This is a genomic window from Sphingobium fluviale, from assembly GCF_004122115.1.
GTDB lineage: Bacteria > Pseudomonadota > Alphaproteobacteria > Sphingomonadales > Sphingomonadaceae > Sphingobium > Sphingobium fluviale.
The window spans coordinates 100,188-115,879 of sequence record NZ_SBKP01000010.1; the positions used below are offsets into that span (position 1 = coordinate 100,188).

Here is a 15,692-nt window from a genome sequence, read left to right on the forward strand (position 1 = left end):
TCTGCAATGTCCCTGTCTACGATGCAGGACATGGCAAAGATTTACCAAGGCGGGTTGCCGCTCCGCACAAACATACAGACGTATGTTTACTCACGGGGGCATCATGCCGGAGGACAAGCCAAGCGCACCAACCGCAGATGAAGCGCTAAGCGCTTGGGAACAAGGCGCAGGTAATACGCCTGATGCGCCGCCGCACCCGAAGCTCGCCCATATCAAATCCCTCTTCGCCGCGCATACGGATGTATGCAGCTTGGAAGACGCGCTTTCCGTCGCGATGAACGACGCGGGCGACGCCGTGCCCGTGACGGTGGAGGTGCAACCGGGATTGCTCGCGCTACTCGCCCACATCGAAGAACTCGATTCGGCCCGAGTCGGGCGGAGTCCCGCGCCGCCGTCGCGCTTGCTGACGCAGATTGTCAGCAATCACCTCGAAAATCTGCTGCATACCATCGTAACCAACCCGACCAGCCATCCGCACTATGCGGAACTGTGGAACGCCCTCTGCGCCGCCGAAGGCGCGCCGGAACTGGCGGTGCCGACCGGCGATGCAGCGGACGGGACGCCGCCCGCTGACGGAGGGTCGTTCTGATGCGCGCGGCGACGAAGCCCTTGCGGGCCGTCGCCGTATCGCTGGCGCTTGCCGCGTTGCCTTTGTCCGCCGCCGCGCAAGAAGCCGCGCCAAGCTGGCAGAAGGATAATCCGATATTCCGGCAGGGCGGCGAGCCGCGCGGTCTGGTGCTCCTGCCCGCGCAGCAGCGCGTCTTTGACCGCGATGCGGCGTTGCTGGCCGATATCCGCGTGGAGCTTGCGGAGGGCGCGTATCGCCGCAAGGCAGGCGAGATTGACGCGGCGGCATGGCGTAGCCGCACTAGCGAACTGCAAGGGGCAGAAACCGCCCTGCGCCGCAAATGGCAGGGCATCGGCACGGGCCAAGACCTCATGCTGAGCAGCGCCGCCGACAGCATCGCCCGCGCGCGCATGGCGGCGCTGCGGGCGCAATACGACCCGCCCAAAGAACCGACCCCTTGGAACTACGTCACCGAGCTTGCAGGGATTGGCAAGGACATGGCCGTGGGCCTGTTCCGAGACAGCATCGGCTTTCTCGGCAGTCTGTTTTCCAGCCTGTTCGGCCCGCTGGCCATGCTCGTGGGCGTCGTCGGGCTGATTTGGCTGGTGAAGGACAAGCGGCGTAAACCGAAGCCAAAACCCGCCCTGTCCGACAACTACGGCAGCGCCCGCTATGCGGAGGTACGCGACCGCCTTGCCGACCCCTACGACGGCCATCGGGGCGTGTTTTTCGGCAAAAGCAGCGCGCCGGAGCTTTCTGCCATCCCCATCGAGCAGCAGACGGGCGCGCCCGTGCTCTCGACGCCGGAACACCATACGCTGATTGTCGCGCGCACCCGCACGGGCAAGGGCACCCGTGTCATCGTGCCGACGCTTTTGCGCTATGGCGGCTCGGCCATCGTCATCGACCCCAAGGGCGAGAACGCCGCCATCACGGCGCGCATCCGGCGCAGTGCGCTCAACAGCGCCGTGCACGTCATCAACCCGTGGGGCGAATTGGCGGAGACGTTCAAAGAACGCGGCCTTGCCCCCGCGACCTTCAATCCGCTGGACGTGCTGGTGCGCGACGACCCTAACGCCGTCGCCGTCGCGCAGGCGCTTGCTGCGGCGGTCTGTCCAACGACCCCCGGCGACAAAGACCGCTATTGGCAGGGCAGCGCCGCGAATGTGCTGACCGCCGTGCTCCTGTGGATCACCGACCAGCCGGGCGAGCAAAAGACGCTCGCCCGCGCGCGGGAGATTGTGAGCCTCAGCCGGAGGGATTTCACGGAGAGGTTTCTGGTGCCGATGGCGGCCAGCAGCGCCTTCGGCGGGGCGATACGGGAGATGGTCAGCCCGTATCTCGATCTTGCCCAAGAAACTTATTCGGGCATCATGTCCAATCTCTCGGAGGCGACCAAGTTCCTCTCCGACCCGCAGGTGAAGGCCGCGACCGCCCAATCATCCTTCGACATGGCCGACCTCATCCGTGAGGCGGTGACGGTCTATCTGGTGATACCGCCCGACCGCATCGACACCCAGCGTACATGGCTGCGGCTCATGACCACGGCGGCCATGCATACGTTCAAGCGGTATCCCTTGGGCGGGCGTCCGCCGCACCGCTGCATGATATTGATGGACGAGTTTCCAGCCCTTGGCCGCATCGAGGATTTACCCCGCGATATCGCCACCATGTCGGGCTACGGCATCGACTTCACCCTCATCGTGCAGGGCCTTGACCAGCTCAAAGACCTCTACGGCGCGGCGGCGGGCACCATCCTCTCGAACTGCGCTTACAAGTGGTTTTGCAACGTCAACGACCTTGAGAGCGCGAACTACCTCTCCGAAACCTTGGGCAAAGTGACCGTGCAGACGGTCGGGCATGGCGAGGGCCAGAACTTTGGCCCCGGCGGCGGCGGGCATAGCGAAAACCTCAACTATGGGGAAACAGGCCGCCCGCTGCTCATGCCCGACGAGGTGCTGTCACTCGGGCGGGACGTGGCCATCGTCCTGAACCCCGCAGACCGTCCGCATTATGTGCGTCCGGTCGATTACTGGCGGCTTCCTGATGCCTTCGCCTCGCTCGCCGGCGTCTACCCGCATCTCTATTGGGAGCCGCCCTTAGTCTACGACGACAACCCGTATTTTATGCGTGGCAACAAGGACGGCGGCCAACAGGGCCGCCAGTCCGGCGGCGCGCGTCAGCGCGCCGCAAAACCCAACGGCAAAATGACGCGCGCGGAAGCGCTCGACCTTCTCGGCCTTGCGGAAGGCGCAACCGCCGCCGAAGTCCGCGCCGCATGGAAGCGGCTTATGCAGAAGGTGCATCCCGACACGGGCGGCTCGGCCCGTTTTGCGCAGATGCTCAACGAAGCCCGCGACGTGCTCGCCACAGGCGGCGGCGACGAGGGCCGCGCGGGATGAAAGCATCGCCACATCCTCCGCCTTCGTGCTATCCTGCGGCTCATCCCGCGCTGAGCGATTCACATACGATTGTATGCAGACGGCGATACCCGCCCTTGCCGCAAGCGCTCGCTACCCCACACCCCAGCACGTCCCGTGCTATCCTAAGTTATGGCTTAGGAGACGGTGCAAGCCATGTGCGGACTGACCGTCCACACCCCGCACCTGATGGTGCTGGCTTGGCAAGGAAGGCGCTTCGCCCTCCCGTTGCATCCCTCCCGAGCAAGGGGTTTCACACCCCTGCACCCGTGCGGGGAGCCTTCGTGCTCCCTGCGACCCATGACCCGGGCTTTGCCCCCGGACCCCACCAAAGGAGCTATCGCGCTCCCTTGGAACCCATCGACCAAGGCACGTCGTCCTTGGAACCAGACAAGGGGTTATCGCCCCCCTCGACCACTCGCCGGAGACTTCCGCGTCCCGGCACCCACGGCCAGAGCTTGCGCGCTCTGGACGACGCACAGGCGGCTTTCATGCCCCTGCACCCTGACGGAGGGGGATACCCCCTCGACCCCGCAGCCGGATACATCCGGCAGAAAGGAGATGCGCTTGAGCGATAGCGGCTCAGAGCACAGCCCTTCCGGGCGGCGCAAGTCGGAGCGGCGGCAACGCACCGCCACTATCTATGCCCGCGTCACGCCCGACGAAAAGTCGGCGTTTCTCGCCCGCGCCGACAGGGCGGGCATGGCCGCCGCCGCCTTCGCCCGTGCGGTGCTCATCGGCGAAGCCGGTCCCCGCGCGCAGCGGCGCACCCCTGCCGACAGTGCTGCGCTGCGTCAAATCCTCGGCCACCTTGGCAAGACCGGCAGCAATCTGAACCAGATTGCCCGCTACCTGCATACAGGCGGCGAGCCGGAAACCGTCCTGCCGGACCTGCGCGAGGCGCTGGCCGACTTCGCGTACATCCGCAGCCTCATCTATGATGCGCTCGGCAAGGAGCCGGATAGCGCGCCAGCGGCGACATCGCCGCTGGCCTCGGCATCCGCACCGGCTCCAATCCCGGCACCGACACCGGCACCGGCACCGGCAGCGCCGGAGGCCATCCCGCCTGCGGGATTGTCCAAGTTCATCCCGCCGCCCAAACCGTGAGGCGGCGGCATGATTATCAAAGGAGGCTCACGCGCCGGACCCCGCCAGCTTGCCGCCCACCTTCAGCGCACCGACACCAACGAACGCATGGAGATGCTGGAACTGCACTCCGGCCTCGATGACCTGGCCGCAACCTTCCGCGACTGGCAGACGCTCTCGGAGGGCACGCGCGGCAAGAAGGGCCTTTATCACGTCAACATCGACCCCGACGCCCGCTATGAGATGACGCCCCAGCAATGGGCGCGGGCTGTGGAAGTGCTGGAACAGGAACTCGGGCTGGACGGCCAGCCCCGCGCCGTCGTCCTGCACGAGAAGAAAGGCCGCCAGCACATCCATATCGTCTGGGCGCGCACCGACCTCGAAACCATGACCATGCGCTCGGATAGCAACAACTATCTCGCCCATGAGCGCGCCAGCCTGAAACTGGAACGCGAGTTCGGCCATGAGCATGTGCCGGGGAAGCACGCGAAGCGCGACCGCGCCAAGCAGCCGGAGTTCCCGCGCGCGGAGGTCAGCCATGCGGAGCATCAGCAGGCCGAACGCAGCGGCCTTTCCACCCAAGAGCGGCGGGCGCAGCTTGCGGCGCTCAAATCATCCTGCGACAGCGGCATGGCTTTCAAGGCCGCCGTGGAAGAAGCGGGCTATGTGCTGGCGCGGGGCGACAGCAAGGACTTCGTGCTCGTCGGGCCGGAAGGCAGCGTTTACAGCCTGAGCCGCGAACTCAAAATGAAGGCCGCCGAGGCGCGGGCATTCATGGCGGATGTGAACCGCGATACGCTCCCCACCGCCAGCGAGGCCAAAACCCAGCAGCGGCACCGGCATATGGATGCCGAGCCGCCTGCCTTCGAGATGCAACGCCCGCCCGTCGAAGATCTCGCGCCAGCGCCGGAGGCGCAGGGCGAGATACCGGACGCGCAGGAGCAGGATTCCGGCACGCCGGAACTCGCCCTCGCCGTCGCGGCGCCCTTGGTCGCGCGCGAACAGGCCGAGGCCGAGAAACTGGCCAAGTGGCATCAGGCCGAATTGCGCCAGCTCCGGCATGTGCTCGTTCTTGAGGCACGCGAAAAGATAGACGGCCTGCGACGCCAGCAGCAGGCCGAGCGCGCGCGCTTCATCCGCGATGGAAAATTATCCGGCATCGAGGGATATATCGAAGCCCTGCAAAACCGCCTCAAGCCGGGGCGCGGCGCGGAGAAGCGCCTTGAGCGCGACACCGCATGGAAACACCTGCGAGAGCGGCAGGCCATCGAACGCGCCGATCTTCGCACATTGCTCCGGCAGGACAGAGCCGAACACATCGCGGAACTGAAAGAACGCCACGACCAGCAGCGGCGCGACCAACAGGCGGGGTTTGCGCGGGAGCGTATCCGTTATGCGGAAGATTCAGCCCGCGCGGCGCGACTGCTCGCGCAGGTAGAACAAGACCGCCTTGAAGCAGAGCGGCAACGGCAGGAGGGGCGCGCGGCGGAACCGCCGCCAAGACCCGCAAAGTAAGCGGCTCGCGTTTCCTGCAACCAGAACCGGGCCGCAAGAAAAAGAAGAAAAAGGTTGCCACAGGTCAGCAGGGCGAAGCCGCCGCCGAAGGGCTGTTCGGCTGGCTTCCCGATATGGCGGCAATATCCGCAGCCATGTCACGCTTCCTGCATCTGGACGCGATGCAATCATCGGAACTGGCAGATGCAAGCGCGACCGCGAAGGACAGTGAAGGGTTTGAAGACCCGCCCGAGCTTGTGCCCACGTTCATGCCGACGGTGCGCCGCGTGCTCTCGCGATTCATGAATCCGGCCAAGAAGCGCAGCGTGAAAAACCGCCGTGCGCGCGGTCTTCGCGCACTTCTTGCGCGTACAGGGTTCAGGTCGAAGTTTCTGGCGCAGCCATCACCGCCGCCTGCACCGAAACCGGCTCCGCCAAAACCGCCGAAGCCGGTGGCACAATCAGCTACATCACAATCGTCGCCAAGGCCCCAAACACTGCGCGGTAAGTTCAACATGACGCCACGTCTATAACGTATTATAGAAATAAAAAATAATGTTATTGAACTAAAGTGCGCCGTCGTGTCATCGTTATCTCAATTTTTATCACGTTAAAATTTGATTCTCGCCTAATACTAATATTGATTTTATTTTCGAAAACAAATCGAAAATAGATCGAGTGTGCAATTTTAACGTGAGTTTAATACGAATGTCTCAAATACGTTTTGCTACCAAGCGATTTTTGGTTTCCATCTGTGCGGCTTCGGCTTTGATTTTCACAATGGCGTCCTGTGCGGGTGCGGGCGGATTTTCAAACGAAACGATCAGGTACAAGATGACCGTGACGGTCGAGACGCCAGAGGGCATCAAGACCGGCTCCGCCGTGCGGGAAGCCATCCGCTATACCGAGCCAAGCATCCTGCCCGATCAAGGCGGTACTTTCTACAACATCACCAAGGGCGAAGCTGTTGTCGTTGATCTTGGGCATCGTGGGGTTTTGTTTGTCCTGATTGGAGGCGAATGGGAAGCAAGAATTGTTTTCAAGGCGCTTGAAACATCTAATAAAGTAAATATGCAAGATTTAGACCCACTTATTAAGAAATGGGGCGCGCCAAGATTTGTCTATTTCAAAGACATGAATGACCCTAAAACCGTCGCAAGCGCGAGTTATCTAAATTTGCAGAGAGATTTTGGATATGGCGTTTCTCTTAAACAGATTGAAGTAGAAACTGTAAATACTCCTGCAAGTTTCGGTAATGTAGAACGGCTTTTGCCATGGCTCTCAGAGAGGGCAAATCTTCCTGGATCTATAGGATCAGACCCTGATAGTCCCTTTAAGGATAAAACCGGTCTCTGGCTAAAGTCTATTGAATTCAAGAGAGGATTTTAAAAATGGCAATTGAACCTAATTCACCACTCTTTCAAGCTATACTAGCGATGGACTCCTACAGCAGGGGATACTTATCTGGAGTTGATTTACGTTTAAGGGAGGAGAACGGAAATCTTGTGGTGGACGAGAACGGTGCACCTATTCCATCCGATACTATCGGAAACACGCTAGGACATTTAACAATTATCGCAAATTCCTCTGAAGCGTTTCCATCTGGAGATGATCAAAAGGCGGGATTCTACGCCATAGCTTATCAGTATACGGATGCAAACAGTCAAATAAAAACAATTATCTCTTATCGCGGTACTGATCAGTTTTTTACAACATACGATGCTAATAACAATCCTTTGGTGGGTGGTGACATTGCCAACGCCTATCTAGTCGGTAGCGGAGCAGCAGAGCAGACCCAAGCCCGACTGGCGATAGAGTTCTATAAATCAGTTGCAGCAGCTATCAATCCCCAGAATCCTGACCCTTATGCCGCGAACATTGTCGTCACCGGCCATTCTTCCGGTGGCGGCTTGGCGGGACTTGTCGGCGCGATATACCACAAGGAAGGCGTGGTCTTTGACAATATGGCATTTGTTGAGGCCGCCCGAAACCTGTCTTTTTATAATGGTAGTCCGAGCAGCCCGAATGATCCATCCGACCTGTTGCGCCCGCTTTACAGCGAAGATTTCTATCAGCTGATTAACGGTACCAACGGACCTGTTTTGATTGATGGAAACGGGCAGCGGTCTCTTGATCCGCGCTGGCAGTCTGGCGGAGATTTCTATGCGAAATTTGAGGGGCTAAAGGCTTACACGATAGCGGGGGAAATCCTCGCAGAGGACTTTATTCCCGGCGGAAATGCGCATCAAGACCCCGTGAAACCTGTTGAGCTTTCCCTCGCAGCAGATGTTGGATGGTTCAACCTGATTGGTGATAATGGCATAGACCCCTTTGACGCTCACAACGTGGCCACACTTGTCATTCGCATGTTCGCAGGCATAACGCCCGCCGAGGAAGCTGCATTCGGACATGCTTGGAAAATCGCAGCGCCGCATTTTTGGCCGGTGATGTATGATAACCAATTCAGCCAAAGTATCGGCGTTGGCGTAGCGGATGGCGGAAGGTACATCGCAGAGAACGGGCCGCATGGATACGACAAGACGATGCGGACTTATATTGCCTACTCAGCCATCGATAACGGCGCTGATGATTTATCTGCCCGCCCTTATGGCGATACTGCGATACGCGCGCTCTACGACGACGCGAGCGATCTTGGCGTTGCGATGGGGGTGGCCTCGAAAGGCGCAGCCGTCCTTAGATATGCGGAACAGCTCAGCAAGGTTTTTGTCGAGTTTGCGGCGAAGCTGGCCATGGAAAAGGTGCTGCAATCAAGTGATTACGCAACGGAACATAATGCTCTGCAAGGCATATTGAGCCTGACGGAGGGAAACACGGGCATAACCGCTGATTTTTCATCTGCGAAATGGCAATTTGACAACGAGGCCCCTTCAAACATTATTTCAAAGCAATTATTGCTCGGAAATCTGCGTATTGACGACCTTCAGAAGCAATACATTCTGGATCAGTTTGAACATATTCAGAAAATAACAATTTCAACGACACGGGATGCTTTTAACTATGTCATCCCGGCATCGGGCGGCAATTCTACGCAGATGTTCATCGAAAATTCGACGTCTGAATCTACAAGCGGCGCACAGATCGTTGTCGGCGGCGCAGGGAACGATGCTGTTTACGCGCGTATCGGCGGAGATTTTGTTATCGGCGGTCATGGTATCGATACAGTGGACTACTCCGGCATTTATATTGCTCCGCCGGAGGGGGAGATTTACCCCGCTCCCAATTATGACCCCTACAGCTACACTACCGGGCTGGAAGCGGATTTTAGCGCCGCAGCGGAATCCGGGTTCGGCACGGTCAAGCTGATGGGCTCCATGCATACTGTCAAAGACTACCTGTTCTCGGTCGAGCATCTGACACTGACAGATTATGACGACGGCTTGTGGCTCAGCACCCCTGTGGCGGGTGTGGAGCGCTGGTTTGACGGCGGCGCTGGCGGCGATACTGTGTTTTATGATACATCAAACCTCATCCGCGACGATGTCAATTCCGTTGTGCAGAACATTAACGGAACTGGCAAAGACCATCTGTTGAACGTCGATTTCTTCGGATTTTCTCCCAGTCAATACTATGACATTGTAAACGGTAATCTGCCCGGCCCTGTGCTGAATATGGCGGCAAAATATATTATTCCGGATGTTCGTTATACATACGATGTCAACGCATCGTCTGCGAGTACGCTGGATTACTCTACCTCGGCGGCCAACATTCTCTTTACGCTTGGCGTGCAGTACAATACCGCAGAGATGTTTGACGCAAGCGGCGTGCATACACATCTGATATCAGAAACGCCCTCAATGGTTATAGGCAGTAACGCTGTCGGTAACACTATCTCTTTCTATGGCACAGGTGCATTTACCGGCGGGATTCAGGACGACACTATCGTCATTCAGACCGGCGGTTTCGAGACGATGGGCCGCATTACGATTGGCTATCAAGGTGGTTATGACCAGATTGTTTCGTATGGTAGCGAGCTTGCACCCGGCCTGAACCCTGTAAATGCGCCACTGCTGATCCTTATGGCGAATGGCATCTTGCCAGATCAGGTTTCTGTCGAGTTCTTCAATCAAAGCGAACAGGACGGCGACCCTTTGGTTGGCACCTATTTCCCCGTTACCTATGCAGACGCATTGATTACGGTTGATGGTTACGGCACCATTTCGATTGAGGGGCTAAAGCTCTATAACAACGGTTCGTTCGTGCCTTTGCAAATCGCCTTCGGTGATGGAACGACTTGGGAATGGGGCGAGACTGGACAACCGGCATCGCTCTTTGATTATGACACGTCTTTCTTTGGCAAAGGGAACTGGGACAACAACGTTCTGACGGGCTACGAAGGGCAAGACAACACGCTTCACGGCTTTGGGGGCGATGACACCATCATCGCTAGCTATGGCAACGATCTTGTTTACGGCGGTGACGGAGAAGACTTTATCGATGCTGGTATGGGGGTTAACACCGTTTATGGCGGATTTGGTGCGGACACCGTTGTTATGAGCCCCTACAGCGTGACCAACTTTGTGGATTATACCGCGGCGCAGAAAGATATTATCATTCTGCCATATACGGTATCCGACATTTCGCAGCTCGTGACGTCGTGGTGGACGAGCCCTCATGGCGCTCAAGGTTTGGAGCTCTATGCGGATAATACCTCTATGCTGCTCGGTATCGAAAGACCGGAAGCAGAGGACGAAGACGCCGTTGTTCGTGTGCAGTTGAATAGCGGCACCAAGCTGTCGCTTGCCGTGGATCGTGACGGCCTTATTACCAGCGTGACATCGATCGGCTCCGGCGGTGACGACGATGGCATTTACGGCACGCCGGACAACGATACACTGCATGGAACAGCCTGGCGCGATTTCATCTACGGTCTCGCTGGCGACGATGTTATCTGGGGCTATGCGGACGATGATGTGATCGTGGGCGGCGCAGGAGATGATACGCTCTATGGCGGCGTGGGCAACGACAACTACTGGTTCAATCTAGGTGACGGTTCCGACACCATTGTTGATGAAGGCGGATCATTGGATCGCATCCGTTTCGCTGCGTCGGTCGAATCTTCGAGTGTGTCCTATTATCAGGACGGGGACGATCTATTCATCAGATACGGCGCTGGCTCGGACGAAATCACCGTGACGGGATTCTTTGCGAGCGACGAGACGCGCATCGAGGAAGTGGCCTTCATGGACGGCACAATTCATGATGCAGCGTACATCCTTGCCGCTGTTTCCACAGGGACAGGTACGATCACGGGCACGTCCGGCGCGGACCTTCTAGAGGGCACTGAGGCAGCCGATATTCTTCGCGGTCTAGGCGGCGCTGATACTCTCTATGGCTATGATGGCGACGACATTCTTATCGGTGGAAACGGTCACGACAGTCTCTATGGAGGCATCGGTAACGATATCCTGCGCGGCGGTAGTGGTAACGACCTTCTTATCGGCGGCGCAGGGAACGATATTCTCAAAGGCAGCGCGGGGAATGATATTCTTCGTGGCGGTAGTGGCGATGATATCCTGCGCGGCGGTGACGGAGACGACCGTCTAGTCGGCGGACGCGGCAGCGATACGCTGGATGGCGGCAACGGTGTGGATACCTTCGTGTTTCGTGCCAACCATATCGGCACCGGCGTAGATACGATCAAGGATTTCAGCTTGGCGCAGAACGACAAAATCGACATCAGCGATCTTCTATCCGCCTATGACCCTCTAACGGATGCGCTGGCAGACTTCGTCCAGTTTACCCGCAGCGGCAAGAAGTCGAATATGTTTGTCGATCTTGATGGCGCAGGCGCGGAGCACGACTGGGTGCATGTGGCAACGCTTCAAGGCGTGACAGCTTTGCCCGATGTGGACACGCTTGTTGCCAACGGCCACCTGCTGGCCGCGTAGCGACGACCCAGTTTTGGGAAAAGAAAGCCGCCAGCTGTTCCATCCGCTGGCGGTTTTCTTTTAGGCGGGGCTTAAAAGCCCGGCCCTTTGACGCGGCGCGTGATGATCGCGCGGTTGATGTTTTCGAGGGACGCCAGCGCATTCGCGCGCTCGGTGGTGGCGGGCTCGGTGAAGGCCAGTTCCTGCTGCACGCGGTAGAATTTGGAGTGCAGAGCGGTTTCCGGCAGGTTGTCGAGTTCGGAAGCGACGATGAGGCGCATGGGCTGTCTCCCTATTGCTTGAGGCCGCAACCACTACGGCCTTTCATGCCCCCCGATGACGCCAGCGGCATTGCCGGGCGCATCCGTAGGACCGCAACGGAGAGAAGAAGCCCGCACGGGCTTGCGCCCAGCAGGCAAAGCCGCTGGCAGGGTGCATGATGGATAGGACGTATGGGTGCAGACACGCAGGGAGATTGTCCCGCGCCGGTTTCTGACTTGCCCTGAACCTCGTTTCCGCCGGAGCACGATGGCCTGCCTGCCTGCCTGCCGCGCGCGGATGGAAGGGCTTCATCCCCTGAGCATATTCGCCGCCTGCGTGTAGTTGTACGCCTCGTAGAGCGTCCACAGCCCGCCCGCGATGAACACGACGCCGATCAGGAAAACGAGCGTCATCACGCCGAGCGCGATAAGCGTCACGCCCATCAGATAGCCGACCGTCGTCGGGATGGTATAGACAGCGCGTGTCTTGTCGTTGCGCAGCGCCAGCGCCTTGAACACGCCGTTCTTCTCGCGTCCGGCCAGTGTTACCTCATCGCCATCGCGGATGTCCGGCACATCGGCCAGCTTGATTTGCGCGGAGCGCTCGCCAACGCGAAAGGCGATGACCTGCCCGGTTTTCACAGAGCCGCCATTGCGGCCCACCGTGCCGCGCGTTTCGGTGGAATGGCGGATACCGCTGACAGGCCCGCTCAGTGTGGTGAGTTCCATATCTGTCTCTATGTTCAGCGCGTCACGTCGCTGATGTCATTGGCGCGCCAATCAGGCGGCATGCTCGATTGGGTGCAGTAGCGGGCGCTGTGTTCCCAGCCGCTCGCGCTCTTGGACGTAAACGCCGTATCGCCCTTGAGCGTATAGGTCGTGACGCTGGTTTCTGGCGGGGCGTTCTCCTGCAAATCCCCGCAGGCTTCCGTGACGCGAAACGTGTTCGGCCCCGTTTGCTCGATCTTCTTGAACTCGCAGAAGTCCCGCGCGCCGCCGATACCCTCACGGCGCAGCAGCGTCGTGGTGGCGTTGGAGGCTTGGCCGCACGGCGTGTCGCTGGCGACATAATAGCCGCGCTTGAGCGGGAGCACCGTGACCACGGCTGCTTGCACCCGAGCCGGAGGCGTCTCCGGTGTTTCGGGTGCGGAGACAGAGGTTGTGGTGGCAACTTTGGTTGCTGTGGTTGCGTCCGCCGCGTTGCCGGTCGCCGGTGCAGCTACGTCCTCTGTGACGGTGGAATTCTCCGCCGTCGCTGCGTTCTTATTTTCCGCCGTATCGGCGGGCTGGCCGCAGGCGGCAAGCCCCGTCGCCAAGATCAGCGGCATTATGATGAAACGGGTTTGGCTCATGACATCTCCGCGCGTGAAATTCCTTTCCGTCATGGTTAAGGTGGCGCGCGCGGTCATTCGTCCCCTAAACAGGGGAGAAATCACGCAGCATCGAACAATGCTGGCGCGCGGCGTTGTTCAGGTGCGGTTATTTGAAGTGCGGATAAGGTTAACTGTTATCAGCGCATAAATACGGGGGGCGTTACGCGGCCATGCTGTCCGAAGAAATCCTTGAACCCCGTCTCTCGGGATTAATCGCGCATCTATACGATGCGGCAGTGGATGATAGCCTTTGGGCAGGAACGGCTACGCGCATCGCGGAAACGCTCGGCTCGACCAGCACCGTTCTTAAACTCCACGGTGACAATGCCAGCGTGAACCTGCTGGAATGCACTGACAACCTCATGGTGTCCGCGCGCGAGCAGGCATGGGCGGATGACTGGCACCGCAAGGATTTATGGGTGGAGCGCAGCGTGGCCTACGGCATGTCGCGCATCATCACGGATGAAGATTTGGTGACGCGCGAGGAACAGGCGCGCAGCGGCTTTTATCAGGAATGGCTCCGGCATCTTGATATTCATCACATGATTGGCGCGGTGTTTTCCGCAGCAGACGGCGCGATTGGCGTTCTCGGCATCCACAGACCGCAGGGTGCCGGAGCTTATACAGGCCATGAACGGCGGCAGGCTGCGCTTGTTCTGCCGCACTTGCAGCGGGCGCTGCGTCTCGGGCAGCGCTTCGCGGCAGTATCCCAAAGCCATGCGGTGACATTGCAGGCGCTCGACCGTCTGGATACCGGCGTCCTCATGGTGGACGGCGCTGGCCGCATCATCCACGCAAGCGACATGGCGGAGCGGCTGCTGCGAGAAAATGCGGAGCTTGCCGTTATTCGCGGACGGCTGGCGCTGCGTCCGCTAGCCCTTCACGACAAGCTGCTGGCACTGGTGCGCGGGGCGATGGACACGGCGCGGGGCAAGATTGCCAAACCCGGCGCAGCCCTTTCCATTCCGCGCCCGCATCGCATGCCGCTGGCGCTTGAGGTTGCCCCTTTGCGCCCATCGGCTTCCGCCTTTGGCGAGCAGCGGCCTTGCGTTCTGGTATTCATCCGCGACCCCGAAGCACCGATTGCCGCCGCGCGGTTACGCGAACTCTTCGGCCTGACCCGCACTGAAGCGGCGGTTGCCGCCGCCCTCGGGCGCGGAATCTCTCTTGAGGATATTGCCGCAAACATGGGCATCGGACTTGCGACGGTGCGCAGCCATCTCAAGCGGATTCTGGCCAAGACGGGAACGCATCGGCAGGCGGAAGCCGCAGCTTTGCTGGCGCGTAGCGTTTCGACGGTTTCCAATCACTGACAATATGGGCGCGTCCGGCATAGCCGGATTGGGCTTTATGCCTTGCGGCACCGAGCCGCCGCGCAGCCGCGTCTCGGCCATCCGGTAACAATCCCGCGCGCAGATAGTGCGCGGCCTTCGTCCGCAAACTTCTTTCTTTTCGTTGAGGGGCTGCGCCCTTTTTCGTTTGGGGGCGTGCCGCCCCTTCACCGTCAAGACCAAGCCCCAAGGGGCGGAAAACGCTGGCCGTGTAGTCGCTGCGCTCCGGCCCGCGCCATCCACCGTTTTCCGGTCTGGACGGCAGAATCCCCGCTCATTGCCGCGTGGCTAGTCGGTTGCATGCGCAACCCATCAGCCAAGGAAGAAAAGGCAATGAAACAAGATGTTTATGAACGTGTAACCGCTCAAATCGTGACCGCACTGGAAAACGGCGTCCGCCCGTGGTTTCAGCCGTGGAACGCCGAACATGCCGCAGGGCGTATTACCCGCCCGCTGCGCGCAAACGGCCAGCCCTACCGTGGTATCAATGTCCTGATGCTGTGGGGCGCAGCCTGTGAGCGCGGTTATAACGCACCCATCTGGATGACCTACAAACAGGCGCAGGAACTTGGCGGGAACGTCCGCAAGGGCGAGAAAGGCAACCTTGTCGTTTACGCCAATACCATCATCAAGACCGAAACCGACGAGAACGGACAGGAATCGGAGCGCGATATTCCTTTTATGAAGGGCTATACCGTGTTCAACGTGGAGCAGGTGGACGGTTTGCCCGCGCATTTTTATGCGCTGGCCGAACGTCCCGCCGATACCGTGCAGCGCATCGCGCATGCGGAGGCTTTCTTTGCCGCGACCCGTGCGGACATTCGCCACGGCGGAACCCGCGCTTATTTCAGCCCCGCACAAGACTTTGTGCAAATGCCGCCCTTTGAAGCCTTCCGCGAAGCCGAAGCCTATTACGCCACGCTTGCCCATGAAATGACCCACTGGACGAAAGGCGCGAACCGCTTGGAGCGCGACTTTGGCCGCAAGCGCTGGGGCGATGAAGGATATGCGATGGAAGAACTTGTCGCGGAGCTTGGCGCGGCCTTCCTTTGCGCCGACCTTTCCCTGTCACCTGAACCCCGCGACGAACACGCCGCCTATATCAGCAACTGGCTCGGTTTATGCTCACCTCGCCATAACTTCATTAATCGCGAGGTGTCGATAATGTGAAGGAGCGCGGCCAGATTGGCCGAGTTCTGGGGTTTCCTGCAAACGTTCCTTCACATTATTTCAAAGCGTGTCGAGCCAGGCGAGCACGCTTGTATCGCGCTT

12 protein-coding genes are annotated in these 15,692 nt (G+C 59.4%); 9 read left to right on the top strand and 3 right to left on the bottom strand.

The window, feature by feature from the left end:
* The first annotated feature begins 103 nt into the window (after positions 1-103).
* From EQG66_RS11000 to EQG66_RS11030, 7 genes are all read left to right on the top strand, one after another.
* Positions 104-589 (top strand): hypothetical protein, encoded by a 486-nt coding sequence (locus EQG66_RS11000; protein ID WP_129404628.1) that lies wholly within the window; start codon positions 104-106, stop codon positions 587-589.
* On the top strand, positions 589-2,970 hold the full coding sequence (locus EQG66_RS11005) for a type IV secretory system conjugative DNA transfer family protein (protein WP_129404629.1): 2,382 nt from the start codon (positions 589-591) through the stop codon (positions 2,968-2,970). The genes EQG66_RS11000 and EQG66_RS11005 overlap by 1 nt, the downstream gene beginning before the upstream one ends.
* A gap of 579 nt (positions 2,971-3,549) precedes the next feature.
* Positions 3,550-4,095 carry a plasmid mobilization protein gene (locus EQG66_RS11010; RefSeq protein WP_129404630.1) on the top strand — a complete coding sequence of 182 codons (546 nt, stop codon included), beginning with the start codon at positions 3,550-3,552 and terminating at the stop codon, positions 4,093-4,095.
* A gap of 9 nt (positions 4,096-4,104) precedes the next feature.
* Positions 4,105-5,589, top strand: a complete 1,485-nt coding sequence (locus EQG66_RS11015; RefSeq protein ID WP_129404631.1) for a relaxase/mobilization nuclease domain-containing protein — start codon at positions 4,105-4,107, stop codon at positions 5,587-5,589.
* Positions 5,590-5,702: 113 nt separating this feature from the next.
* Entirely contained in the window at positions 5,703-6,101 is a 399-nt protein-coding gene (locus tag EQG66_RS11020) for a hypothetical protein (protein ID WP_129404632.1), read from the top strand.
* A 175-nt stretch (positions 6,102-6,276) separates the two neighbouring features.
* Positions 6,277-6,957, top strand: a complete 681-nt coding sequence (locus EQG66_RS11025; RefSeq protein WP_129404633.1) for a hypothetical protein — start codon at positions 6,277-6,279, stop codon at positions 6,955-6,957.
* Between the two features lie 2 nt (positions 6,958-6,959).
* Positions 6,960-11,477, top strand: a complete 4,518-nt coding sequence (locus EQG66_RS11030; protein WP_129404634.1) for a type I secretion C-terminal target domain-containing protein — start codon at positions 6,960-6,962, stop codon at positions 11,475-11,477.
* 71 nt (positions 11,478-11,548) lie between these two features.
* On the opposite strand, the gene EQG66_RS11035 is transcribed toward EQG66_RS11030, so the two are convergent.
* The 3 genes from EQG66_RS11035 to EQG66_RS11045 form a co-directional block, all read right to left on the bottom strand.
* Complete coding sequence (locus EQG66_RS11035) at positions 11,549-11,737, bottom strand: hypothetical protein (RefSeq protein ID WP_015458414.1); 189 nt, start codon at positions 11,735-11,737, stop codon at positions 11,549-11,551.
* A 288-nt stretch (positions 11,738-12,025) separates the two neighbouring features.
* Positions 12,026-12,445: a hypothetical protein gene (locus EQG66_RS11040; RefSeq protein ID WP_129404635.1), complete on the bottom strand. Its 420-nt coding sequence runs from the start codon at positions 12,443-12,445 to the stop codon at positions 12,026-12,028.
* Positions 12,446-12,459: 14 nt separating this feature from the next.
* Positions 12,460-13,068, bottom strand: a complete 609-nt coding sequence (locus EQG66_RS11045) for a hypothetical protein (RefSeq protein WP_129404636.1) — start codon at positions 13,066-13,068, stop codon at positions 12,460-12,462.
* A gap of 257 nt (positions 13,069-13,325) precedes the next feature.
* Here EQG66_RS11045 and EQG66_RS11050 point away from each other — a divergent pair, with 257 nt between their 5' ends.
* The gene (locus EQG66_RS11050; protein ID WP_245988050.1) at positions 13,326-14,402 is read left to right on the top strand and encodes a helix-turn-helix transcriptional regulator; all 1,077 of its coding nucleotides are present in this window, start codon (positions 13,326-13,328) and stop codon (positions 14,400-14,402) included.
* A 318-nt stretch (positions 14,403-14,720) separates the two neighbouring features.
* Positions 14,721-15,590, top strand: a complete 870-nt coding sequence (locus EQG66_RS11055; protein ID WP_245988051.1) for an ArdC family protein — start codon at positions 14,721-14,723, stop codon at positions 15,588-15,590.
* The last annotated feature ends 102 nt before the right edge of the window (positions 15,591-15,692 follow it).